This window comes from Rugosimonospora acidiphila, assembly GCF_039543385.1.
Classification (GTDB): Bacteria; Actinomycetota; Actinomycetes; order Mycobacteriales; family Micromonosporaceae; genus Rugosimonospora; species Rugosimonospora acidiphila.
In genome coordinates this window covers 1-22,906 of the sequence record NZ_BAABJQ010000014.1, presented here as the reverse complement: position 1 = coordinate 22,906, position 22,906 = coordinate 1, and the positions used below count along the sequence as shown (strand labels likewise).

20 protein-coding genes are annotated in these 22,906 nt (G+C 70.1%); 14 read left to right on the top strand and 6 right to left on the bottom strand.

The window, feature by feature from the left end:
• Window positions 1-18 precede the first annotated feature (18 nt).
• Window positions 19-1,398, bottom strand: coding sequence for an MFS transporter (locus ABEA87_RS22685; RefSeq protein WP_345632602.1), 1,380 nt, complete (start codon window positions 1,396-1,398; stop codon window positions 19-21).
• A gap of 344 nt (window positions 1,399-1,742) precedes the next feature.
• Here ABEA87_RS22685 and ABEA87_RS22680 point away from each other — a divergent pair, with 344 nt between their 5' ends.
• From ABEA87_RS22680 to ABEA87_RS22665, 4 genes are all read left to right on the top strand, one after another.
• Window positions 1,743-2,759, top strand: a complete 1,017-nt coding sequence (locus tag ABEA87_RS22680) for a MurR/RpiR family transcriptional regulator (RefSeq protein WP_345632600.1) — start codon at window positions 1,743-1,745, stop codon at window positions 2,757-2,759.
• Between the two features lie 80 nt (window positions 2,760-2,839).
• Complete coding sequence (locus ABEA87_RS22675; RefSeq protein ID WP_345632598.1) at window positions 2,840-4,159, top strand: extracellular solute-binding protein; 1,320 nt, start codon at window positions 2,840-2,842, stop codon at window positions 4,157-4,159.
• A gap of 80 nt (window positions 4,160-4,239) precedes the next feature.
• Window positions 4,240-5,214, top strand: a complete 975-nt coding sequence (locus tag ABEA87_RS22670) for a carbohydrate ABC transporter permease (RefSeq protein ID WP_345632596.1) — start codon at window positions 4,240-4,242, stop codon at window positions 5,212-5,214.
• Entirely contained in the window at window positions 5,214-6,143 is a 930-nt protein-coding gene (locus ABEA87_RS22665) for a carbohydrate ABC transporter permease (protein WP_345632594.1), read from the top strand. The genes ABEA87_RS22670 and ABEA87_RS22665 overlap by 1 nt, the downstream gene beginning before the upstream one ends.
• Before the next feature lie 51 nt (window positions 6,144-6,194).
• Here ABEA87_RS22665 and ABEA87_RS22660 read toward each other — a convergent pair whose 3' ends face one another.
• Complete coding sequence (locus ABEA87_RS22660; RefSeq protein WP_345632592.1) at window positions 6,195-7,577, bottom strand: ROK family transcriptional regulator; 1,383 nt, start codon at window positions 7,575-7,577, stop codon at window positions 6,195-6,197.
• A gap of 175 nt (window positions 7,578-7,752) precedes the next feature.
• Here ABEA87_RS22660 and ABEA87_RS22655 point away from each other — a divergent pair, with 175 nt between their 5' ends.
• The 6 genes from ABEA87_RS22655 to ABEA87_RS22630 are packed head-to-tail and all read left to right on the top strand — an operon-like array spanning window position 7,753 to window position 14,498.
• Entirely contained in the window at window positions 7,753-8,682 is a 930-nt protein-coding gene (locus tag ABEA87_RS22655; RefSeq protein WP_345632591.1) for an ROK family protein, read from the top strand.
• 43 nt (window positions 8,683-8,725) lie between these two features.
• Entirely contained in the window at window positions 8,726-10,420 is a 1,695-nt protein-coding gene (locus ABEA87_RS22650; protein WP_345632589.1) for an ABC transporter substrate-binding protein, read from the top strand.
• Window positions 10,421-10,480: 60 nt separating this feature from the next.
• A complete protein-coding gene (locus ABEA87_RS22645) occupies window positions 10,481-11,470 on the top strand; it encodes an ABC transporter permease (protein WP_345632588.1) in 990 nt (329 codons plus the stop codon).
• 4 nt (window positions 11,471-11,474) lie between these two features.
• Window positions 11,475-12,413 (top strand): ABC transporter permease, encoded by a 939-nt coding sequence (locus ABEA87_RS22640; RefSeq protein WP_345632586.1) that lies wholly within the window; start codon window positions 11,475-11,477, stop codon window positions 12,411-12,413.
• Window positions 12,391-13,401, top strand: a complete 1,011-nt coding sequence (locus ABEA87_RS22635; protein WP_345632584.1) for an ABC transporter ATP-binding protein — start codon at window positions 12,391-12,393, stop codon at window positions 13,399-13,401. Before ABEA87_RS22640 ends, ABEA87_RS22635 begins: the two co-directional genes overlap by 23 nt.
• Window positions 13,398-14,498 carry an ABC transporter ATP-binding protein gene (locus tag ABEA87_RS22630; protein ID WP_345632582.1) on the top strand — a complete coding sequence of 367 codons (1,101 nt, stop codon included), beginning with the start codon at window positions 13,398-13,400 and terminating at the stop codon, window positions 14,496-14,498. The genes ABEA87_RS22635 and ABEA87_RS22630 overlap by 4 nt, the downstream gene beginning before the upstream one ends.
• A 25-nt stretch (window positions 14,499-14,523) precedes the next feature.
• Here the strand turns inward: ABEA87_RS22630 and ABEA87_RS22625 are convergent, their stop codons facing one another.
• A complete protein-coding gene (locus tag ABEA87_RS22625) occupies window positions 14,524-14,982 on the bottom strand; it encodes an Lrp/AsnC family transcriptional regulator (RefSeq protein WP_345632580.1) in 459 nt (152 codons plus the stop codon).
• A 94-nt stretch (window positions 14,983-15,076) separates the two neighbouring features.
• Here ABEA87_RS22625 and ABEA87_RS22620 point away from each other — a divergent pair, with 94 nt between their 5' ends.
• The 3 genes from ABEA87_RS22620 to ABEA87_RS22610 all read left to right on the top strand — a co-directional run bounded on the left by ABEA87_RS22620 (window position 15,077) and on the right by ABEA87_RS22610 (window position 16,863).
• A complete protein-coding gene (locus ABEA87_RS22620) occupies window positions 15,077-15,928 on the top strand; it encodes an LLM class flavin-dependent oxidoreductase (protein WP_345632578.1) in 852 nt (283 codons plus the stop codon).
• Complete coding sequence (locus tag ABEA87_RS22615; protein WP_345632576.1) at window positions 15,925-16,350, top strand: nucleoside deaminase; 426 nt, start codon at window positions 15,925-15,927, stop codon at window positions 16,348-16,350. The genes ABEA87_RS22620 and ABEA87_RS22615 overlap by 4 nt, the downstream gene beginning before the upstream one ends.
• Before the next feature lie 165 nt (window positions 16,351-16,515).
• On the top strand, window positions 16,516-16,863 hold the full coding sequence (locus ABEA87_RS22610) for a hypothetical protein (protein WP_345632574.1): 348 nt from the start codon (window positions 16,516-16,518) through the stop codon (window positions 16,861-16,863).
• A gap of 56 nt (window positions 16,864-16,919) precedes the next feature.
• Here the strand turns inward: ABEA87_RS22610 and ABEA87_RS22605 are convergent, their stop codons facing one another.
• The 3 genes from ABEA87_RS22605 to ABEA87_RS22595 form a co-directional block, all read right to left on the bottom strand.
• Window positions 16,920-19,805, bottom strand: a complete 2,886-nt coding sequence (locus ABEA87_RS22605; protein ID WP_345632572.1) for a glycoside hydrolase family 2 protein — start codon at window positions 19,803-19,805, stop codon at window positions 16,920-16,922.
• Between the two features lie 340 nt (window positions 19,806-20,145).
• A complete protein-coding gene (locus tag ABEA87_RS22600) occupies window positions 20,146-20,838 on the bottom strand; it encodes a hypothetical protein (RefSeq protein WP_345632570.1) in 693 nt (230 codons plus the stop codon).
• 218 nt (window positions 20,839-21,056) lie between these two features.
• Complete coding sequence (locus ABEA87_RS22595; protein ID WP_345632568.1) at window positions 21,057-22,316, bottom strand: hypothetical protein; 1,260 nt, start codon at window positions 22,314-22,316, stop codon at window positions 21,057-21,059.
• Between the two features lie 156 nt (window positions 22,317-22,472).
• Here ABEA87_RS22595 and ABEA87_RS22590 point away from each other — a divergent pair, with 156 nt between their 5' ends.
• Window positions 22,473-22,865, top strand: a complete 393-nt coding sequence (locus ABEA87_RS22590; protein WP_345632565.1) for a hypothetical protein — start codon at window positions 22,473-22,475, stop codon at window positions 22,863-22,865.
• The last annotated feature ends 41 nt before the right edge of the window (window positions 22,866-22,906 follow it).

Sequence of the window (22,906 nt, the reverse complement as noted above, 5' to 3'; positions counted from 1 at the left end):
TCGGTGTCCGGGAATCCGCTACGCGTCGCGGCGCATCAGCCCGGCGCCGAGCGCGATGAACACGCAGAGCAGGGCGACGACCGTGAACGCCACCGGCAGCGACGCGGCCCCGGCGATCGCCCCGATGAGACCGGGGCCCACCAGGCTGGCCCCGTAGGACACGGTGGCCACCCCGGCGATGGCCTGCCCCGGGTGCGGTCCGATCCGGCCGGCGGCGGTGAACGCCAGCGGAATGACCGTCGCGACGCCGGCGCCGAGCAGCGCGAAGCCGACGAACGCCGGGGCGGCGCCCCGGGCGGCGACGATGAGTACGCCCCCCGCGACGGCCAGTACGCCGCCGGCGCGCACGGTGCGTACCGGGCCGATCCGGCCCACGAGCCAGTCACCGGAGAACCGCATGATGGCCATGACGCACGCGAACGTGGTGTACGCGCTGGCGGCCACCGCCTGGCTGGCGCCGCTGACCCGGTTGAGGTAGACGGCCGACCAGTCCATGCCGGAGCCCTCGGCGAAGGCGGCGCAGAAGGCGACGAGCCCGAGCAGCAGGATGGTGCCGGTCGGCAGGGAGAACCGCCGCGGCGCGGGCGGGTCGCCGGCCCCGGCCGGCTCGGCGATGACCGGATCGGCGATGACCGCCTCCGCGGTGGACAGTTGTGACTCCGCGGCGATGTCGTGAGCGACGGCCTCGCTTCGCCTGCCGAGGCCGGGTGCGGTGCTGCCGGGTGCGGTGCTGCCGGGTGCGGTGAGGCTCGGTGCGGTGCTGCCCGGCGCGGCGAGGCTCACCGGGGTGGTGTCTCGGGTGGCGGGGTCCCGGGCGGGGTCTGCCGCCTCGGCGGTCGATGAGGTTTCGGGGAGCGCGTGTCCGGCCAGCGCGGCCAGCAGCACCAGGACGATCGCGGCCGCCGTGAGGTGTGGCCGGTAGCCGACTCCGAACAGCGCCGCGAGCGCGCCCACGCCGGAGCCGGCGAAGCTGCCCACGCTCCACAGCCCGTGCAGCCCCGACATGATCGATCGCCCGGCCCGCCGCTCGATCTCGACAGCCTGTGCGTTCATGGCCACGTCCGACGAGCCCGCGGCCGCGCCGTAGACAACGAACGCGGCGACCAGCGTCCAGAGGTTTCCGGCCAGGGCGGGTAGGACCAGCGCCGCGCCCCACAGCGTGAGCAGGAGCCGGGTGGCCGAGCGGGCGCCGAGGCGATGGACCACCCAACCGGTGAACGGCATGGTGGACACGCTGCCCACGGCCGGCATCAGCAGCGCGACGCCCAGCGTCGTGGCGGACAGGCCCAGGTGCCCGGAGATGGCCGGCAGCCGGGCGGCGAGGCCGCCCGAGACCGCCCCGTGCACCATGAACGCGGCGGCGATGGCCACTCGCTCCTGGGGAAACCGCTGTCGCATCGGGACCAATCATAGATCCCCATCGCGTCGACCCCTGCCAATGATCGAGCGGGGTGCGGTGGCCACTAGCGTACAGAGTGGACAAAGTGGACGGCCACAGTGGACGGTCACGATGGCCGTACCGCCGCCTCGCAAGATCATTGCTGGTCCGGCGCGCCCCGTGACCGCGGTCGGCCGAGCATATATTGATCAATGTTTTTACTGGTTGGGCCGTTGATCCAGGTAGCCGACGGCGGGTCCGGCCTTGATAACAGTTCGGAAACCTTTCAGTTAGCCTTGACAGCGGGTCCTTCAGTTAAGAATTCTTATCGCCACCGTAAATATTCTTATCTGAAAGGTCGTCGATGGATGACGAGGTGACGCTGACCGCGTCGCGGGCCGCCGCGCTCGACGCCCCGTCGTCCGCGCCCGGAACCGGCGCGACGACCGGCGCGGATTCGTCGTCCGTGCCACCCGACGGCGTGCTGTTGCGGCTGGGCGTCCGGCTGCCCGAGTTCACCGGCGCCCTGCGTCGCGTCGCCGAGCAGGTGCTCGCCGACCCCGCGGCCGCCGCCCGGGCCACCATCGTCGAGCTGGCCGAGCGCAGCGGCACCTCGCCCGCGACCGTCACCCGGTTCTGCCGGGCGCTCGGCTTCGACGGGTACGCCGACCTCCGGCTTGGCATCGCCGGTGAGACCGGTCGGGCGGCCCGCGCGGCCGGGTGGAGCGTGGACATCGGGCGGGAGATCCAGCCCGATGATCCGCTGGAACGGGTACTGCACCAGATCATGGTCGCCGACACGCGGGCCATGCACGACACCGCCGCCCTGCTGGACCTGCGGGCCGTCGCCTGGGCCGCGGACGCGGTCACCGCCGCGCGGCGGGTCGACATCTACGGCGCCAGCAGCAACGCGCTGGTCGGCGCCGAGCTCCAGTTCTGCCTGCACCGCATCGGCGTGGCGGCCTGGTGCTGGAAAGACATCCACGACGGGTTGGCCAGCGTGGCCAACCTGGGCGACGGTGACGTGGCGATCGGCGTGTCGCACACCGGCCAGACCCGGGAGACCATCGAGGTTCTCGCCGAGGCCGGCAGCCACGGCGCCACCACCGTCGCGCTGACCAGCTTCCCGCGCTCGCCGCTGGCCGAGGTCGCGGATCTGGTGCTGCTGACCGCCGTACAGGCGACGCCCTTTCGTCCCGACGCACTCTCCGCCCGCCACCCGCAGCTGGTGGTCATGGACCTGCTGTACATCGCCGTCGCCCAGCGGCTGCACGACCGCGCGGACACCGCGTTCCAGCGGACCGCGCGGGCGGTGGCGGCGCACCGGGCACACCGAGATGTCGACGCTGACGCGTCGATGCCGCACCACGGCCGGGCGTGACACCCGGACGGGGTAAGGCCGCAACGCAACACCCTAAACCGATTATTTCCAGGTACCAGGTACGTATCCGAGGAGGAAGCGTGAAGCGCAGGATCGCGGTCGCCGCGGCTCTCGCCGCGACGCTGCTCGGTGCCGCGGCGTGTGGCGGCAAGAGCTCGTCGTCCAGCGACTCGCTGGACGGCAAGGGCAAGACCCTCAAGGTGTGGCTGATGGTCGACGCGCAAACCGGCTGGCCGGCGGTGGTCGACGCGGCGAACGCCAAGTTCAAGGCGGACACGGGCGCCAGCGTCACGGTGGAGTACCAGCAGTGGACCAACCACCTGACCAAACTGGACGCCACCCTGTCCGGCAAGTCCGTGCCGGACGTCATCGAGCTGGGCAACACCGAGGCGGCCAAGTACGTCTTCAACGGCGGCTTCGCCGACATCACTGACAAGAAGGGCAGCTTCGACAACAGCGCCGACTGGCTGACCGGCCTGTCCGCGCCGTGCGAGTCCGACGGCAAGCTCTACTGCGTGCCGTACTACGCCGGCGCCCGGGTGCTGATCTACCGCACCGACCTGTTCCAGGCGGCCGGGCTGAAGCCGCCGACGACCTATGACGACCTGACCGCCGACGCGCAGAAGCTGCAGGCGGCACACGGCTCGGACCCGAAGTTCTCCGCGTTCTACATGCCGGGCGCCTACTGGTACGCGGCGATGTCCTGGGTCTACGGGTCGGGCGGCCAGATCGCGCAGAAGGGCAGCGACGGCAAGTGGAAGGGCACGCTGGAGGACCCGACCGCCGAGGCGGGCCTGCAGAAGTGGGTCGACCTGGCCAAGACGTACTCGAAGGGTGACCCCACCAAGAACGAGAACGACCAGGACGCCGTCTTCGCCCAGGGCGACAGCGCCATGCTCTACGGCAACGGGTGGGAGTTGGGCGCCGTGCAGTCGCAGCACCAGGACCCCAACGACCCGAACTCCCCGATGGTGGACACCGCGGTGAAGGGCAAGGTGGCGGCGGTGCCGTTGCCGGGCGCCGCGGCCGGCCAGAACCTGCCGAGCTTCCTCGGCGGCTCGATCCTCGGCGTGGCGCAGAAGAGCAAGAACGCGGGCCTCGCGGCCCAGTGGATTAAGGATTTCACCGGCACCTCCTCGCAGCAGGCGCTGCTGGCCAAGGGCGCCCTGCCCAACGCCACCAACCTGCTGGACGCGGCGGCGCAGGTATCCGGCAACGAGGCCACGGCCGGCGCGGCGAAGAACAGCTGGTTCACCCCGAACGCGCCGACCTGGGCGGACGTGGAGAAGGCGAACATCCTGCAGCAGGCGCTGGTGAATATGGTGACCGGTAAGCAGTCGGTGGACGCCGCCGCCAAGGCGGCCGATACCCAGATCACCTCGACGCTCAACGCTTCCTGACCTGCGCTGGCCCGATCCGGTGCCGTCGAGGCGGCGGCACCGGATCACGACCCCGCCGACGAGCGAGGGGGAGTACGCGAATGTATGCGGTCGAGCCATCGACCCGTCAGCCCGTCGACCCGGGCCCGCAGATACCGGTGCCCGCCCTGGGTGGCCGGCGCCGGAGGCAGCGCCTCGCCGCACCGTACCTGCTGGCGCTGCCCACGGTGATCGTGCTCGCCGCGCTGTTGGCGTACCCGGTCATCAAAATGATCATGCTGTCCTTCCAGCACGTGACGCAGCGCGACCTGTTCACCGGCGAGTCGCCGGCCTGGATCGGCTTCGGGAACTACGCGGCGGTGCTGGCCGACGGGTTCTTCTGGACAGTGGTGCTGCGCACCATCGTGGTGGCCGTCGTCTGCGTGGTGCTGTCGGTGGTGGTGGGCCTGGCCGTCGCGCTGCTGATGCGGCGGGTGGCGGGCTGGGTGCGCATCCTCATGACCGTGGCCATGATGCTGGTCTGGTCCATGCCGCAGCTGGTCTCCACCCAGGTCTTCGGCTGGCTGGTGGACTCCGACTGGGGCGTGCTGAACTGGGCGCTGGACAAGATCCCGGGGGTCGACTACACCAACCACAGCTGGTGGATCAACCCGGTACAGGGGTGGTCGGTCATCATCGCGCTGGTCGTCTGGGGCGCCATCCCGTTCATCGCGATCAGCCTGTACGCCGGCCTGTCCCAGGTACCCCGGGAACTCATCGAGGCCGCGGTGGTCGACGGCGCCGGTCCCGCGGCGGTGTTCCGCGGCGTGACCTTCCCGATCCTGCGCCCGCTGGTGGGCATCGTGACCACCCTGTCGGCGATCTGGGACATGGGGATCTTCACCCAGATCTACGTGATCCGCGGCAGCAAACCCGAACTCGACTACTACAACCTCGCCATCTACGCCTACCAGGAGGCGTTCACCAAGAGCCATTACAGCCCCGGTGCGGCGATCTCGATCCTCACGGTGATCCTGATGCTCGGCGTGATGGCGTTCTACGTACGGCAGATGTTCCGGATCGGAGACGCGGACTGATGGCTGCTCCCACGCAACGCATGCGGCCGGTCGCCGCCGGGCGGCCGGCGCCCGCGAACCCCCGCCGGCACCGCCACCTGGGCTCCGGCACGGATCCGCACGTCGGGCGCTCCCGGGCCGGGACGCTGGTGGCCAACCTGGCCGGGCTGGTCTTCGCGGTGGTCATGGCGTTTCCCGTGTACTGGGCCGTCAACACCGCGTTCAAGCCGGTGAACGAGGTGGAGACGTTCACGCCGCAGTTCGTTCCCCGGCACCCGACGCTGGCCAACTTCGCCTCGGCGCTGAACGCGCCGAACTTCCTCATCGACCTGAGAAACAGCCTGATCGTCACGCTCTGCGCGGTCGCTTTCGGTCTGGTCATCGGGTTCCTCGGCGCCCTGGCCATCGCCCGGTTCCGCTTCTACGGCCGGCGGGCGCTGATCCTGGTGATCCTGATCGTGCAGATGATCCCGTTCCTGTCGCTGCTGATCCCGCTGTACCTGACGCTGAACAGCCTGGGCCTCACCGACAGCCTCACCGGCGTGATCGTCGTGTACATGGTGCTGGTCCTGCCGTACACGGTGTGGATGCTGCGCGGGTTCATCATCGGCGTACCTCGGGAGCTGGACGAGGCGGCCATGGTCGACGGTTGCACCCGGTGGCAGACCTTCTACCGGATCATCCTGCCGCTGACCGGGCCGGGCCTCGTCGCGGCCTCGATCTACGGGTTCATCCAGACCTGGAACGAGTTCATCATCATCAACACCCTCAACGACTCCGACAAGTGGAACCTGATGGCGTGGCTGGCCTCCAACCAGACGCTGCGGGGCACCACCTGGGGTCCGCTGATGGCCGGCGCGACGCTCGCCTCGCTGCCGGTGGTGGTGTTCTTCCTCATCATCCAGCGCAACGTCGCGACCGGCCTGACCGCCGGGGCGGTCAAGGGCTGACCGCCCGCCGGCCCGGTCGGACGGGAGGGCCGACCGGGCCGGCGGGCGGGGTCACGCGGTCGCGTCGGCCCCGCACGCCGCGGGCAGCGCCGCGGTCACCCGGTCCCAGGTGCGTTCGATGCCCGCGGCCAGGCAGCCGTCCACCACCGCGTCCGCGCCGAGGGCGCTGACCCGCAGCTCCGGTACGACCGGCGCGAGCCGGCGCAGTTCGCGCTCGACCGACTCGACGAGACCTCCGGCCTGCCCGACGCCGCCACCGAGCACGGTGAGGTCGGGGTCGACGACGGCGATGACCGAGCAGACCGCCCGCGCCACCAGCACCGCCTCGGCGGCGGCGACCGCCACGGCGACGGTGTCGCCCCGGTTCGCGGCGGCGAAGACGCGCCGCGCGGAGACCGGTCCGCGCAGTCCCGCGCCACGGGCGGCGCGCACGATGCCCGCGGCCGAGGCCGCGGCCTCGAAGGCGCTGCGGCCGAGGCCGCCCTCGCGGCCCCGGTCGCCGACCTCGACGCGACCGTCGCCTTCCACGCCGCCCAGGGCACCGCCTCCGCCGTCGGTCTCGCCGCCGTCGGTCTCGCCGCCGTCGGTCTCGCCGCCGTCGGTCTCGCTGCCCTTGGTGTCGCTGCTGTTGGTCTCGCTGCCGTCCAGGTCGCTGTCGTCGCTACCGCTGTCAGCGGTACCGGTGTCGTCGCTACCGCTGGCATCGTCGTGGCCGGGGTCGGGGCCGCCGTTCAGCGGTAGGTAACCGATCTCGCCGGCCGCGCCGTGCGCGCCGCGGTGCAACCGGCCGCCGAGCACGAGCCCCATGCCGATGCCGGTGCCGATCCAGACAAAGGCGAAGCTGTCCACGCCCCGACCGTGACCGTGCGCGCGCTCGGCCAGCGCGGCCGCGTTCACGTCATTCTCGATCATCAGGGAGTCACCGAACGCCTTGCGCAGCTCGGCGAGTATCTGCGGCGTGCCCCAGCCGGCGAGTCCGGTGGTGAGGCTCAGCGCGTCGCGCCGAGGGTCGTACACGCCCGGGCTGCCCAGTACGGTCTGCGTGATGTCGGACGCGGCGACGCCGGCCCGCGCGTACAGGCTCTCGGCCAGCCCGACGAGTTCGGCGACGCGGGCGTGCCCGCCCCGGGCGCGGGTGCGGATCGAGCATCGGGCGCGGATGCGGCCGGAGAAGTCGCCGATCGCGCCGCGCAGGAACTGCTTACCGACGTCGAGGGCGAGCACGAAGCCGGCCTCGGGGTGAACCTCATACAGCAGGGCGGCCGGTCCGGGGGCGCCGGTGCGCACCCCGGAGGTGCGCACCAGCCCGGCCCGCTCGAGGTTGGCCAGCGCCAGTGACACGGTGTTCTTCGCCAGCCCGGAGATGCGCGCGAGCTCGGCGCGGGAGATCCTGCCGCCGGCGCGGATGTGGTCGAGCAGCAGGTGTTCGTTCATCGCCCGGATCAGTCGCGGACGTGCGGGCGAACCGCCTCCGGCCTGCGTGCTCACGCATCGACCTCCCGTTGCAGAGCTGATACCGACCATCTGATCCAGACACTTGCATGGCTCTGGTCGATAGTCTACTTTCCTAACAAACGCGGGTCCATCCACGAATTCACGGGAGCCGCACATGCACTCTCCGGTCGTACTGGGACTGGACTTCGGGGGAACGAAGATCGCGGCAGCGGTCTGCGAGCCGAACGGTGCCCGGCTCGGCGCGACCACGGTCGACACCCTGGCCGAGGGCGGCGCACGGGCCACCCTCGAACGGGGGATCGGTGCCGCGCGCGGGCTGCTGGCCAGCGCGGCGCCGGACCGGCCGCTCGCCGCCGTCGGCGTCGCCACCTTCGGCATCCCCGGCGAGGACGGGGTCGCCCTGGCGCCCGCGGTCCCCGGCTGGAGCGACATCGCGCTCGGGCGCGAACTGCGCGAGGCGTTCGCTGGCGCGCGGGTCAGCATGGCCACCGACGTCAAGGCCGCGGCGCAGGCCGAACTCGCGTGGGGGGCGCTGGCCGGCTGCGACCCGGGGATCTACCTGAACCTCGGCACCGGCCTGGCCGTGGCGATCGTCGCGGGCGGCTCGGTGGTGCTGGGCAGGCACGGCGCGTCCGGCGAGATCGGATACAACCTGCGGTCGCTGGGCGACGTCGGGCTCCCGCTGGGCGAGCGCCAGCCGCTGGAGGAGGCGGTCAGCGGGATGGCGTTGCTGCGGGAGGCGTCGGCGCTGCTGCCGTACGCCACCGGCGCCGTTGACGTGTTCACCCGGGCCGGCGACGACCCGCGGATGGCTCGGCTGCTGGACGACTTCGTCGCGGAGTTGGCCTTCCACCTGGTGAACCTGGCCGTCGCCGTGGACCCGGAGCGGATCGTCGTGGGCGGCGGCATGGTGCGCTCGTGGCACCGGCTGGAGACCGACCTGCGCCGGGCGCTGGAGGCCGCCGTGCCGTTCCCGCCCGAGTTGGTACCGGCCGCCTTCCCCTTCGACGCGCCCCTGATGGGCGCCCTCGCACTGGGTACGGCCGCGGCGCGCGAAGCGCAGAGCGAAGGCGCGGCGGCATGAGTGCTCCGACGCTCACCGCACGGATCAGGAAGGGACAGCCTCGATGAGACGCACCAAGACGCTCGCCGTCATCATGGTTGCGGGCCTGCTGCTAACGGCCTGCGGATCGAATTCCACTCCCTCGCACAATTCCACTACCACCAACAGCACTCCGGACGACATCAACGCGCCCCGCAAGAAGGGCGGCACGGTCACCATCTCCAACGAGCAGGGCCAGACCTGGACCTGCCAGTTCAACCCGTTCAACCCGGCCAACTACCTGGAGTCGGTCGGGTTCGTCTACGAACCGTTGGTCTTCGTCGACCTGCTGAACAACCAGGCCGAGACGCCGATGCTCGCCTCGTCGTACCAGTGGAGCGCGGACAAGAAGAGCATCGTGTTCACCATCCGGGACGGCGTGACGTGGAGCGACGGCCAGCCGTTCTCCGCCGACGACGTGGCCTTCACCTTCAACCTGCTCAAGCAGTACCCGGCGATGGACCTGTACTCGCTGTGGACCGGGGCCGGGCTGCAGTCGGTGACCGCCAGCGGCAACAAGGTCACCATGAACTTCAGCCAGGCGGCCCAGCCCTACTTCTTCAACTTCGCCAACCAGGTGGGCATCATCCCCAAGCACATCTGGTCCACCGGCGACGCGGCCGCGCACCCGGACACCTGGACGGACACCAACCCGGTCGGCACCGGCCCGTTCATGGTCAGCCCGTGCAGCGCCAACAACATCCAGTATGTGGCCAACCCGCACTACTGGCAGGCCGGCAAGCCCTACATCCAGAAGGTCGAGTACCCGGCCTACCTGGACAACGGGCCGGCCAACCTGGACCTGGCCAACAACAAGGCGCAGTGGGGCAGCCAGTTCATCCCCGGCATCAAGCAGTTCTACCTGGCCAAGTCGGCCAACAACCACACCTGGTCCCCGCCGGTGACCAACGTGGCCATCTTCCCCAACCTCGACCCGTCGCACGCCGCCACGAGCAAGCTGGCGGTGCGCCAGGCGATCGCCTCGGCCATCGACCGGAGCAAGGTGGCGCTCATCGGTGAGGGCGGCCAGCAGCCGGCCGCCAACCAGACCGGCATCGTGACGCCGACGTTCTCGAAGTACTACGACGCCTCGGCAGTCTCCTCGGCCGGCTACGCCAAGCCCAACACGGCCAAGGCGACCCAGCTGATGGCCAGCGCCGGCTACTCGAAGTCGAACCCGCTGAAGCTGTCCATCATCACCATCACCGGGTACACCGACTGGGCCGCCTCCCTGGCGGTCATCAAGCAGGAGCTCGCGCCGATCGGGATCGACCTGACCATCACGCCGCTGGCTCAGCAGACCTTCGATGACAAGCTGTTCAACGGCGATTTCGACCTGGCCTACTACGGTGAGCCGGGCGGCCCGACGCCGTACTATGAGCTGCGGCAGATCCTGTACTCGAAGAACTCCGCGCCGATCGGCAAGCAGGCGAGCTTCAACTACGAGCGATACCTCAACCCCGACGTCGACAAGCTGTTCGACCAGTACGCCGCGGCCGACGACGCCACCCAGGTCTCGCTCATGAAGCAGATCGGGGCGGCCATGCTGCGGGACGTGCCGATCATCCCCGTCACCGAGTCGGTCGACTGGTTCCAATACAACACCACGGACATCGGTGGCTGGCCGACCGAGGACAACCCGTACGCCCAGCCGTCCGCGTTCAGCGTGCCGGACACCGGGCAGGTGCTGACCCACCTCTACTCCAAGTCGGCTCAGTGATCAGACGGTAGGACCGAAGAAAGGCCGGACCATGGCAGTGGGCACGAGGAGCTGTTCGCCGTGAACTATGTGCTACGACGCCTCGGGTTCTTCGTGCTCACGCTGTGGGCCGCGCTGACCCTCAACTTCTTCATCCCCAAGTTCATGCCCGGCAGCCCGATCAACGCGCTCCGGGACCGCACCCGCGGCAAGGTGTCACCGGCGGCGTTGCAGCAGATGCTCACCGCCTACGGGTTCAAGCCGCACCAGAACCTGTTCGTGCAGTACCTCAACTATCTCGGCGACATGTTCAGCGGGCACTGGGGCGTGTCCATCGGGGCGACCCTGGGCACGCCGGTGTCCACTCTCATCGGTCAGGCGCTGCCCTGGACGCTGGGGTTGGTGGGCATCGCCACCGTTCTCGCGTTCGTGCTCGGCTCGCTGATCGGCATCGTGGCGGCGTGGCGCCGGGGCGGGAAGGTCGACTCGATCCTGCCGTCGGTCTTCGTGGTCACCTCCGCCCTACCGTATTTCTGGGTCGGACTGCTGCTGATCCTGATGCTCTCGGTGTGGACCAACGGGTTCCTGCCGAGCGACTTCAACTACGACAACACCCTCCAGCCGTCGCTGTCGCCGGGCTTCATCGGCAGCGTGCTCAAACACGCGATCCTGCCCGCCGGCACGATCCTCATCACCTCCATCGGGGGCTGGATCCTCACCATGCGCAATAACATGATCACCACTCTCGCCGAGGACTACGTGCGCATGGGCCGGGCCAAGGGCCTGTCCAACCGGCGCATCATGTACGGGTACGCGGCCCGCAACGCGATGCTGCCCAACCTTTCCGGCTTCGCGATGTCGCTCGGCTTCGTCATCTCGGGCGCGATCCTGGTGGAGTACGTGTTCAACTACCCCGGCCTGGGCTACCTGCTCTACAACGCCGTGCAGAACACCGACTACCCGCTCATGCAGGCGCTGTTCATGCTGTTCACCGCGGCCGTGCTGATCGCCGTGCTGCTGTGCGACTTCGCGACGGCCTGGTTGGATCCGCGCGCCCGGGCGAAGGGATAGACCTATGACCTCCCTGCTCGTGCAGCCGACCGCGGCCACGCCCGCGCCGGCCACCACGTCCAGGCGTGGGCGTGGCGGCGCCCTCGCATCCCTGCTGCGCAACCGCAAGGCCACCGTGGGGCTGGCCATCTTCCTGGTGTTCTGCGTGCTGGCCGCGGTGCCCCAGCTGTTCACGTCGGTACGCGACCCGAACGCGCTGTCGTTCGTGCCATCCCAGCAGCCGTCCGGGGCGCACTGGCTGGGCACCACCGCGCTCGGGCAGGACATCTGGGCCCAGCTCGTCTACGGCGCCCGCCAGTCGCTGGTCATCGCGCTGGTCGCCGGGCTGTGCGCCACCGTGCTGTCGGTGCTGATCGGGGTGTCCGCGGCGTACCTGGGCGGCGTCGCGGACGAGGCGCTGTCCATGCTGACCAACGTCTTCCTGGTCATCCCGACCTTCCCGCTGATCATCGTGCTGGCCACCTACGCGGGCAAGGGCACCCTGCTGGTGGTGCTCATCGTGCTGGTCGTCACCGGCTGGTCGTACGGCGCCAACCAGTTGCGCGCGCAGGCACTGTCCATGCGCAACCGGGACTTCCTGGAGTCTGCCCGGGTACGGGGGGAGCGGCGCTCGTACATCATCGTGTTCGAGGTGCTGCCGACGATGACCTCGCTCATCCTGGCCAACTTCCTGGGCGCCGCGCTGTACTCGGTGTTGACCGCCGCCGGCCTGCAGTTCCTCGGGTTGGGCGATCCCAACTCGATCAGCTGGGGCACCATGCTCTACTGGTCGCAGAGCCAGCAGGCGCTGCAGACCGGCATGCCGCTGTGGGCCATCGCGCCGGGCGCGTGCGTGGCGCTGCTCGGCGTCTCGTTCGCCCTGATGAACTACGCCTTTGACGAGATCAGCAATCCCGCGCTGCGACCGGTGAGGAGGAACCGTGCCAGGCGCACCCATTCTTGAGGTCCGCGACCTGCGCGTCGAGTACGCCACCGGCGGCGGCGCGGTCCGCGCGGTGGACGGCGTCGACCTCGACGTGCACCAGGGCGAGTTCGTCGGCGTGGTCGGCGAGTCCGGCTGCGGCAAGTCCACCATGCTGTTCGCCATCGCCCGGCTGCTCAGCCCGCCGGCCGGGATCACCGGTGGCAGCGTCGTCTTCCACGGCCAGAACCTGGTCACCATGGCCGAGAAGGAACTCAACGTGCTGCGCTGGCGCGACCTGTCGGTCGTCATGCAGAGCGCGATGAACGCCCTCAACCCGGTGGCGAGCATCGGCGCGCAGCTGCGCGACGCGATGGAGGCGCACGGGAAGTTCACCGCCGCCCAGGTGCGGGAGCGCTCGGCCGAGGTGATGAGCCTGGTCGGCATCGACCCGGTACACCTGAAGAGCTACCCGCACCAGCTGTCCGGCGGGATGCGCCAGCGGGCCATGATCGCCATGGCGCTGCTGTTCACGCCGGACCTCGTCATCATGGACGAGCCGACCTCCGCGCTCGACGTGGTCGCGCAGCGCTCGCTCATGTTGCAGATCAAAGAGCTGCAGCGCGAGCTCGGCTTCGCGGTCGTCTTCGTCACCCACGACATGTCACTGGTCAGCCACTTCTCCGACCAGTTGCTGGTGATGTACGGCGGGCAGGTCGTCGAGGTCGGGCCGACCCGCACCGTCTTCGACACCCCGGCGCACCCGTACAGCCGGGGACTGCTCGACGCGTTCCCGTCGATCCGGGGGCCGAGGGTCGAGCTGACCGGGATCCCGGGCAGCCCGCCCGACCTCGGCGCGCCGCCCAGCGGCTGCCGGTTCCAGCCACGGTGCCCGGTCGCCGAGGACGACTGCCGGGTCATCGCGCCCGCGCTGTACCAGGTCGGTGCGGCACAGTCGCGCTGCCTGCTCAACGACCCGCGGCGAGCCGGCGCACCCGCCGCCGAACCGGACGTGGAGGTGGGACCGTGACCATCCCGAGCCAGGCGACGCAGGCCGGTCCGCCGGAGGGCGCGGCGGGGCAGGCTCCGCTGCTGGAGACGCGCAAACTCACCAAGCACTTCAAGGTCGGCGGTGCGCTGTCCCGCCGGAACCTGCACGCGGTCGACGACGCCGACCTCACCATCAACCGCAAGGAGATCGTCGCGCTGGTGGGGGAGAGCGGCAGCGGCAAGAGCACCGTCGCCCGCCTGCTGGCCGGCGTCTACCGGCCGACCGCGGGCGAGATCCGCTACCAGGGCCGCCCGCTGACCGCGATGCGCGGCCGCCGGCAACTGCTGGAGTACCGGGGCGACGTGCCGATGGTGTTCCAGGACCCGTTCAGCTCGCTCAACCCGGCATACCGGGTGTCCCACGGCATCCTGCGCGGCCTCAAGCTGCACCGCCACGACCTGAACCGGGCGCAGCGGTTCGAGGAGGCGCTGCGGGTCACCGAGGCGGTCGGGCTCAACCCGGCCGCCGAGATCCTCGAGCGGTACCCGTACGAGCTGAGCGGCGGCCAGCGGCAGCGCATCGGCTTCGCGCAGGCCCTCGCGTACCGGCCGAAGCTGATCCTGGCCGACGAACCGGTGTCCATGCTGGACGTGTCGATCCGCATCGGACTGCTCAACGTGATGGCCCGGCTGCGCGCCGAGGAGGATGTGTCGTTCCTCTACATCACCCACGACATCGCCAGCGCCCGCTACGTCTCCGACCGGTTGATGGTGATGTACGCCGGCCACGTCGTGGAGTCCGGCCCGACCGAGGCGGTGCTGGCCGACCCGAAGCATCCGTACACGCAACTGCTGCTGTCGGCCGTCCCCGACCCGCGGGCGCCGCTGGCGGTGACCGCCGAGGCCGCCAAGGGCGAGCCGCCCAGGGTCATCGACCCCGGTCCCGGCTGCCGGTTCCGCTGGCGCTGCCCGCTGGCGATCGACGAGTGCGCGACGGTGACGCCCCTGCCCCGCCCGCTCGGGCCGGGGCGCCAGGCGGCCTGCCACGTGGCCACGGCCGACCCGGTACCGTCCGCGCGGACCACACCGGTGTCCACATCGGACACCAAGGCCGGTGCGGACGCGCAGCCGGGCTGACGGGCCCGGGCGCACTCGACCCGAGTCACGCCTGAGACAGCGTCGGTCGCGGGCCGCGATAGGGAAGCGTCGCGCTGTACACCACGTTGGTGGTGGTGCTGCCGAACGCGGCGAGGTCGTCGACGACCTGTTCGAGGTGCGCCATCGAGGTCGCGGCGACCTTCAGCACGTAGCAGTCGTCTCCCGTGGTGCGCAGGCACTCCAGGATCTCCGACCGCCGATCGAGCAATTGGCGCAGCGGATCGTGCCGGTTGCCGGGGTACTTGAGCCGGACCACCGCCAGCACGGCGAAGCCCGCCTTGGACAGGTCGACCTCGGCACGGTAGCCGGTGATGACACCGCTGGCCTCCAGTCGCTTCACCCGTTCGCTGGTCGCCGACGCGCTCAGCGTGACCCGGCGGCTGAGTTCGGTGATCGGCAAGCGACCGTCGCCCTGCAGCTCGGTCAGGATGGACCAATCGACGGCGTCAAGATTCTCGGTCACCGGGCCAATTTACCGGCGGATCCACGGCAAGGGCCAGCCGAGGCAGGGAAGACGGTGTTCACAGGCCGGATCCACGCTGGCTAGTCTCGGACCTGTGCAGATTGGTGTGAACGTACCGAACTTCGGCCCGGGTACCGGTCCCGACCTGCTGCGACAGTGGGCGCAGACGATCGAGGGCCTCGGCTTCGACCTGCTGATGCTCTCCGACCACATCGCGGTGACCCCGGACGTGGCCGGACAGTATCCGGCTCCGTTCTACGAGCCGATCACGACGCTGTCCTGGCTGGCTGGGGTGACCCGGCGGATCAGGCTGGGTACCACGGTGCTCATCCTTGCGTACCGGCACCCGCTGCTCACCGCCCGCATGGCGGCGAACCTCCACCGGCTCAGCGACGGCCGGCTCGTCCTGGGCGTCGGCGTCGGCTGGGCCAGGCAGGAGTTCGAGGCGCTCGGCGTGCCGTTCCACCGGCGCGGTGCGCTGACCGACGAGTACCTCCACACCATCCGCGAGGCCTGGCGCGACACCGACGACTATGAGGCGCCCGGAATCCCGGTCTGGGTCGGCGGCAACAGCGACAGCGCCATGCGTCGCGCGGTACTGCTCGGGGATGCCTGGCATCCGCTGCGGTGCACACCCGGCTGGCTGGCCGAGGCGGCCGGCCGGCTCGCGGCCGTCGCCGACGGATGGGACCGGCAGGTGCCCGCGCTGACGCCGCGCATCGCACTCCGGGAGACCCCTGAACCGGTCACCGCCCCGGATCGGCTGGCCGGGGTCGGCACGCTTGACCAGATCATCGCCGACCTCGATCAGCTGCGTCTGCTCGGCGCGCAGACGGTGCTGCTCGACCCGTTCAACGGCGACCTGACCGAAGTCCGTCGGCCCGAACGCGCCTGGCGGACGCTGGCCGCCGTGGCCGCGTATCACAAATCCCAGGAGGACCGATGACCCCCGACGACGAGAGGTTTCTCCGCCGTGCCGTAGCGCTCGCCAGCGAAGCCGGGGCGCTCGGCGAACGACCGTTCGGCTCGTTGCTGGTCGGTGCGGACGGCACGGTCCTGATCGAGGACCACAACACGGTGGTCTCCGATTCGGACATCACCGCGCACCCGGAGTTGAAGCTGGCGCGATGGGCCGCGCGGCAACTCGCTCCCGACGTGGCCGCCGGCATCACGATGTTCACCAGTTGCCAGCCCTGCCCGATGTGCGCGACCGCGATAGACCGATCCGGCCTCGGACGGGTGGTGTACGCCCTGTCCGCCGAGCAATTCGCGGAGGTCAAGCCGACCACTCCGCCGCTGCCCGAGGTGCGCTACGAGGGGCCGGCGCTGTTCGACGAGGCGCGCCGGCCGATCGACGACTACTACTGAGTTCTGTGCCGGTGGCGCGACTCACATCGCCCGCGGTGCGCAACCGGAAGCGGGCACACTGGTCAGATGGTTGGTCCGACGGGTTGGCCACGGTCGTGGGTGGGAACGTGGCTCGCCGCCGACGGCAAGGCAATCTCGATCTGCCGAAGCCCGAGGGGCGTTACGGTGACGGCCCGCCCCGGCCCGGGGCAGGCGCCGTATCGCTCCGCGCAGCTGCTGGACGACGGCACCAAGCCGATCGAAGATCTTCCCGCGCGCTGCGACACGGACCAGCGAGGGCACAGGTACCTTGAGGTCGAGGCGGGGACGGTGAATCTCGGACCCACCTACCGTCTCTATGCCGCCAGGGAAGAGGCGGACGAGCTACGGGGCGCCGCCGACGACCTGCCCGTCGAACGGCTGGTACTGGTACCCGAGATCGTCATGGGCCTGTACGACGACTACGACGACGACCTGGGCGTGCCGTGGGCCTACCCCCTGCGGCCGCTGCGATGGGCGCGACCCTCCGGGTAAACCGCGGGTGCCCGGCCCCGACGCGCGTCGGGACCGGGCACCCATTCATCCGTGCGCTATCCGGCGACGTCGATCCGGGGGGAGTTCCACCCGGACACGCTCACCACCGGCGTGGCGCCCTTGAGGTCCGAGGCGCGGTAGCTGACCGTCAGCGTCTGCGACTCGCCCGGCCACAGCGTGATGTCGTTGTCGCTCCACAGCGCGGAGCCGACCTCGTTGTCGCCCGGCAACTCCTTGCCGGACCTGGTACCCCGGCGCAGATCCGCCCGGAGGAAGAAGCCCACCGTCCGGGTCTTCGAGGTGTTGGTGATGGTCACCGTGGCGACCCGGTCGGCACCGTCCGGGCCCGCCTGGGCGTGGGTGCTGACCTTCGCTGCGATCTTGTTGTTCGTCGGCAGCGAGTGCAGCGCCGTCAGGTCCGCGTACTGGGACATGGTGGCCTGCGGGTTGCCCAGGGTGGCGTCCCAGTCGACCTGGTCGGCCTGGCTGGACACCCAGTACACGTTGCGGTCGACGACCTTGCCGTTCTGGCTGAGCTGAAGCTCCACGAAGGACGTCTTCGCGGGGGTGGGTGCCACCGTGGCGGCCGGCACCTTCGGGGTGAGCACCTTGTTCGTCACCTGCTGGCTGGTCAGGCTGAGGCCGCCGACCCGCTGGTCGTCCAGCACGTTGCCGGCCAGGTCGTAGACCTTCGCCTGCACCGACAGCCCCTTGGCCGCCTTGCCGGTGAGGTTGTCCACGGCCACCGTGCCGTCGTCGTACCCGTAGAGCACGTGCAGCCCCTCGTTGGCCTTCTTCGCGCCGAAGAAGCTGCCCGGCTGGTCGCCGTCCTGGTTGTACAGGTCCCACAGCAGGGTCGGCCAACCCTTGTTGACCTGCCAGTAGATGGTGCCGGTGGCCGGGGTGGGCTGGTTGGTCGAGTGGTCGACGAACGCCTCGAACTGCGCCCTGGTGTTCTCGTAGTTCTGGACCTGGGCCTCCTCGACGTACTGGTCGAGGCTCGACCACGAGCCGTACCGGTTCGTCATCGCCTGGTCGAACTCGAAGAGCGTGCCGAAGCGGTACCCGCCGTGGCCCGTCTCGTAGTTGGCGTGGTACTGGTTGGCGTCCGGCTGCTGCCAGAGCGCGGCCTGGTCGGCGGGGGACAGGAACCGGTTGAGGGAGTCCATGGTGGGCACCGTGTCCCCGGCGCTCTGCTCGCTGTCCAGGCCCCAGGAGCCGCCGGCGTTGGTACGCGACGAGTCACCCGGGTCGTAGTTGCTGGTGTCGTACCAGTAGCTCGGCGGCACGTAGTCGTACGGTCCTTCCTTCTCGCCGGCCTGTCCCAGCGTGGGCGTGCTCTTGTACTCCGCCGACGCGACGATGGGTACGTCGAAGTCGGCCTGCTGGAAGGCGGGCAGCGAGACGGCCTCCTGCTGGGGCCGCGGCGCGTTGTCGCTCCAGGAGAAGGTGAACACGCTGGGGTGGTTGCGCTCGTTCTGGCCGATGGTCAGCGCCGACAGCGCCATGGTGTCCAGGGTGGCCTGGCTGATGGTTTTCCCCGGCTGCCACGCGTCGCAGCACTGGAACCCGGAGTCGATGAGCATGCCGGCCGCGTCGGCCTGCTCATAGAAGTTCTCCGGCATGAAGTGCCCCTCCAGCCGCAGCGTGTTGATGCCGAGGTTCTTCAGGATCGCGAACTGGCGGGCGATGTCGGTCGCGTCGTAGTGCAGGAACAGGTCCTCGGCGAAGCCGCCGCCGCGCACCACGATGGAGCGGCCGTTGATGGCGTAGCTGCGCACGCCGTCGGGCGCGATCGGCGACGCGCCGACCAGCGAGGTGGTCACCGTCCGGATGCCGAAGGTCGCGCTGGCCGAGTCGGTCACCGCGCCGCGCTGCGACACCGACGTGCGCAGCGTGTACAGCGGCGAGGCGCCCATCTGGTACGGCCACCAGATCTGCGGATGCCTGATGGTCAGGGCCCGGTACGCGTCCGGCGTGAACGACACGGTCTGGGTGGTGTGCGCCGGAACCGTCACCGACTGCGTGACCGTTATCGCCTTGCCGCCGTGGCCGGGCGGCGTGACGGTGGCACGCACCGTGCCGGTCTGTGGCGCGGCCGTGTTGTTGGTGACGTCGGTCTTGACGGTCAGCGCCGAACTGCTCAGATCCGCCGCGTTGGCCTGGAGCACGTGCGCGTTGCTCTCGCTGAGCGCGTCGGAGACCTTGAGCTGGATCGGGAACTGGATGCCGGTGTTGTTGTCCGGCGGGACCTGGTTCCAGTCCACGTCGTCGAGCGTGAGCATGGTGCTGGGGTCGTTGGGGTAGACCTCCAGCGCCAGCGAGTTCTTGCCCCGGTGAAGCAGGGTGCTCACGTCGAAGGTGAATTTGGTGTAGTCGCCGGTGACGGTGGCCTTGGTGGCCACCTCCGAACCGTTGACCCAGACGTCGGCGGCGCCCACAACGCCGTTGACGATGAGGCTGGCGGTCTGGCCGGGGCGCAGGTCGGCGGAGAAGTCGGTGCGGTACCACCAGGGCACCGCGAACTGCGGCACGCTCACCGGGCCGGCGTCGTCGGTGAACCCGAAGCACGTGCGGATGTTGTCGGAGTAGTACGGGTTGGGGCAGGCCCCGTTCTGCAGCAGGGCCTCGATCTCGGTGCCGGGCGCGTCCCCGTCGTCCGGCCGCACCGACAGCCAGTGCGCGGTGGAGAAGCCGGGGGTGGAGATCTGGTCGCCGGTCTGGGTGGCGGTGGCGCTGGTGAGCACCTTCCAGCCGCTGGTGCCGAGGTCGTGCGGGGCGGCCGCCGATCCGGCGGTGGGGCCGGTGAACGTCACCGCCGAGGGGGCTGCGGCGTTCGCCGCGCCGGGCCCGCCGAAGGCGGGGGCGCCGAGGGTGACGGCCAGCGCGGAGAGGGTGAGTAGTCGGATGGGTACGCGAGAACCAATGCGCCGTCTTTTCATGAACCATCTCCTAGAGACGCATGCGGTGGCGCGGGCCGGCCGGGGGCCGGGCGGCGCCACGGGACCGAACTGATGGACTTCAAACGGTCAGGCAGGCTTCCTGATAGAAGATAACAGATGCTGATCGGCGCGGGCAGCGGTGCGGGGTCAGTCTGTGCGCAGGATTTTCGCCCGCCACAAGGCGTCCTTTGTGGACAATCACGGGCGCAACCGCGCGAATGGGCCGGTGGAGTTCAGGTGCCTCCGACGGTTCCCGCCGCCGGTGTGACACGGCGGGTCCGCGGTTACGGAACGGCCGCACCCCGGACCGGGTCCGGGGTGCGGCGAGGGGCGAGCGGCGTTACGAAACGACGACCGTGAAGTTCTCCTGGTCGGTGGCGCCGATCGCGTCGGTGGCCTGCAGGGTGAACTCGTAGGTACCCGCGACACTGGGGATGCCGGTGATGTTCGCGGCATCGTGGCCCTGAACCTGCGGGCCGCTCATGCCGGTGGGGATGACACCGGCAACGAGCTTCCATTGCACCTGCGTCGGGGTGGTTCCGCTGCCGAAGTTGCATCCCGTGGTCGTGAAGTTGACCGTCCCCAGGTTCCCGACCGCGAGCGTGGCCGTGGTCCCGAAGTTCTCGGAGACCCCGCCCGGGAGCGTGACCAGCGTCTGCGCCGCGATCACACAGCTACCCGTGGGCGGCGCCGGCGGCTGGACCGGCTTCGTCGACGGCGTGCAGCCCTGAAGCTTGGCGGTTACCAGCGGGGAGTCGGCGTCGCGCACGGTGATCAAGCAGTCGGGAGCGTGGAAGTTGGATGCCTCGATCTTGAACCGCCCGTCGTTCCCGACGCGCACGTCGGCCACGTCGACGGTCGACTCGGCGGAAATGCTGGTGCCGGGTTCGCCACCCGACCCTTGGACCTGAAGTTGGCCGTTCTTCAGCACGGCGCTCTGAACCTTGACGTTGAACAGGCTGGCGTTGGCGGGTCCGGCGAGCAACGCCTGACCGATCAGACCCAACGCCACGGCGGTCAACGCGAGGGTCATTCGACGTGTGGATTTGGGTGACATGGCACTCCTGAACTCGGGTGGACGTGACTGTTCGACGGGCCCTCGGGGCCCGCTTCCTGGCAAGGCCGCGCGGTCCTACTCATCAGCACGTGCGCACATAGAGATGGTTCACGGATTCGGCCGATGCCCCGGAACATTCGCCCAGGGCCGAAAGGCGAGGGAGTTCGGGCGAGGCCGCGAAAATGCAACGGCGGTCAGGCGGGCCACCCGCCGGCCCGGGCGCGGACCAGCCCGGCGACCTCCTCGACCGTCCGGCCATCCGTGTCGACGCACAGATCACCCAGGCCGACCCGCTCCAACTCGGCCGCCTCGCGCGCGGCCCGCTCCGCGAACCGGAGCAGTGCGTCTTCGGGCCAGCCCTTCAGCGCCTTGCCAGGGATCGTCGGCCCGCCGCCGGCGCCGCGCAGCAGGACCCGCCGTGCCAACTCGGCCGGCCCGGCGTGCAGGCGGCACAGCGTGAGCGCCGTACCCGGTACCGCGTCGGCGTAGGCGCGCACCGTCTCCGGGCGATGGACGGCACCGGTGACGACGAGGCACCGCGCCCCGGCATCCCGGTACATCGGCCACAGCGCGCCGAGGTTGCGCGCCTTGAGCCGGTGGTTGCCCGGGTCGCCGGCGGGGGCCGGCCGGCAGAAGCCGATCTGGGCGAGGTCGACGTACGCGGCCTTCACACCGGACCCGTTGACCTGGGTGAAGATCTCGTACCCGACCGTGGACTTGCCCACGGCGGGCGGGCGGCACACCCACAGGACAGGCGTGGAGCCGGGCCGGACGCCGTCATGCCCACCCTCGCGGAGCGCCGTCTCGCCGGTCGATGCTTCGCCGGTCGGTGCTTCGTGCGGCGGCATCGGGTCCAGCGGTGCCGAGCCCAGCGTCGCCGGATCCAGCGGTGCCGGATCGAGGGGTGCCGGGTCCAGCGTCGCCGCGTCGTGACGGGGCCAGCCGCCGGCCCGCTCGCGTACCAGCCGGGCCACCTCGGGCACCGGCAACCCATCGGTGTCCACGCACGGGCCGGGGAGTTTCCCGCGCTCCAGTTCGTCCGCGTCCCGGACGACCTCGTCCAGCAGGTCCGGGCGCCAGCCTCGGCCGAGGAACCGCTCGACCAGTACCCGGTGGCCGGCGCGCAGCCGCATCAGCGTGACGGCGGCGTCCGGCACCTGGCCGGCGTACGCGCGCACCTGGTCGGCGGTTTCGACCCCGCCCGACACGACCAGGCACCGGACCCCCGCGTCCCGGTGGGCCGGCCACACCGCGCCCAGGCCGCGGGACTTGACGCGGTGGTTGCCGGGGTCGTCGGCCGGCGCGGGGTAGCACAGGCCGACCTGATCGAGGTCGACGTAGCCGACCGGTACGCCGGCCCGTTCGAGCTGGCTGAAGATTTCGCACCCGACCGTCGACTTGCCGACGCCGGACGGGCCGCACAGCCACAGCAGGGGCACCGGGGCGCCGTTCATGCCGGCGAGAGTAGTGACGGACGCGCCTCGCGGGCGAGCCAATTACCCGGCGGGCGCGCTGCCCTGAACGGCCTCGGGTGGCGGGCCGGTGCTAGCGTTCGGCCCGCTTCTGATTGTTCGTGACGAGTCGGGGAAACTCGCGACGAGGGGATGCAGATGACCACCTGGACGAGCCTGGTCGAGTACGTACGCTCCAACTATAAAATTTCCGATGAGAAGGACGACCGCGTCAAGCTGATCTTCGAAGTCGGCGACATGCGCACGCAGGTGGTGTTCCTGTGGCGGCAGGTGCTGGGTGAGGGCACCGAGGAGTGGCTGCAGATCGAGTCGCCGGTGGGCAAGGTGGACTCCCTGAACCTGCGCGCCGTGCTGGAAGAGGTCGGCGGCAAGGTCTGCGGCGGCGGGGCCATCATCGACGGTCACCTGTTCATCAGGCAGTCGATGCCGCTGGCGGACCTCGACATCAACGAGTTCGAGCGCCCGCTGTCGCTGATCACCTCGACCGCGGACCGGCTCGAGCGCCAGTTCGTGGGCGGCGACGAGTTCTGAGGCGGGTTCCCGGCGCGGCCGGTGCGCGCGGTGCGCGCACC

Bases quoted from the DNA above. Each gene is read 5' to 3' on its own strand.
- ABEA87_RS22685 (WP_345632602.1), bottom strand. From the start codon at position 1,398: ATGCGACAGCGGTTTCCCCAGGAGCGAGTGGCCATCGCCGCCGCGTTC.
- ABEA87_RS22680 (WP_345632600.1), top strand. From the start codon at position 1,743: ATGGATGACGAGGTGACGCTGACCGCGTCGCGGGCCGCCGCGCTCGAC.
- ABEA87_RS22670 (WP_345632596.1), top strand. From the start codon at position 4,240: ATGTATGCGGTCGAGCCATCGACCCGTCAGCCCGTCGACCCGGGCCCG.
- ABEA87_RS22665 (WP_345632594.1), top strand. From the start codon at position 5,214: ATGGCTGCTCCCACGCAACGCATGCGGCCGGTCGCCGCCGGGCGGCCG.
- ABEA87_RS22660 (WP_345632592.1), bottom strand. From the start codon at position 7,577: ATGAACGAACACCTGCTGCTCGACCACATCCGCGCCGGCGGCAGGATC.
- ABEA87_RS22655 (WP_345632591.1), top strand. From the start codon at position 7,753: ATGCACTCTCCGGTCGTACTGGGACTGGACTTCGGGGGAACGAAGATC.
- ABEA87_RS22650 (WP_345632589.1), top strand. From the start codon at position 8,726: ATGAGACGCACCAAGACGCTCGCCGTCATCATGGTTGCGGGCCTGCTG.
- ABEA87_RS22640 (WP_345632586.1), top strand. From the start codon at position 11,475: ATGACCTCCCTGCTCGTGCAGCCGACCGCGGCCACGCCCGCGCCGGCC.
- ABEA87_RS22615 (WP_345632576.1), top strand. From the start codon at position 15,925: ATGACCCCCGACGACGAGAGGTTTCTCCGCCGTGCCGTAGCGCTCGCC.
- ABEA87_RS22605 (WP_345632572.1), bottom strand. From the start codon at position 19,805: ATGAAAAGACGGCGCATTGGTTCTCGCGTACCCATCCGACTACTCACC.
- ABEA87_RS22600 (WP_345632570.1), bottom strand. From the start codon at position 20,838: ATGACCCTCGCGTTGACCGCCGTGGCGTTGGGTCTGATCGGTCAGGCG.
- ABEA87_RS22595 (WP_345632568.1), bottom strand. From the start codon at position 22,316: ATGAACGGCGCCCCGGTGCCCCTGCTGTGGCTGTGCGGCCCGTCCGGC.
- ABEA87_RS22590 (WP_345632565.1), top strand. From the start codon at position 22,473: ATGACCACCTGGACGAGCCTGGTCGAGTACGTACGCTCCAACTATAAA.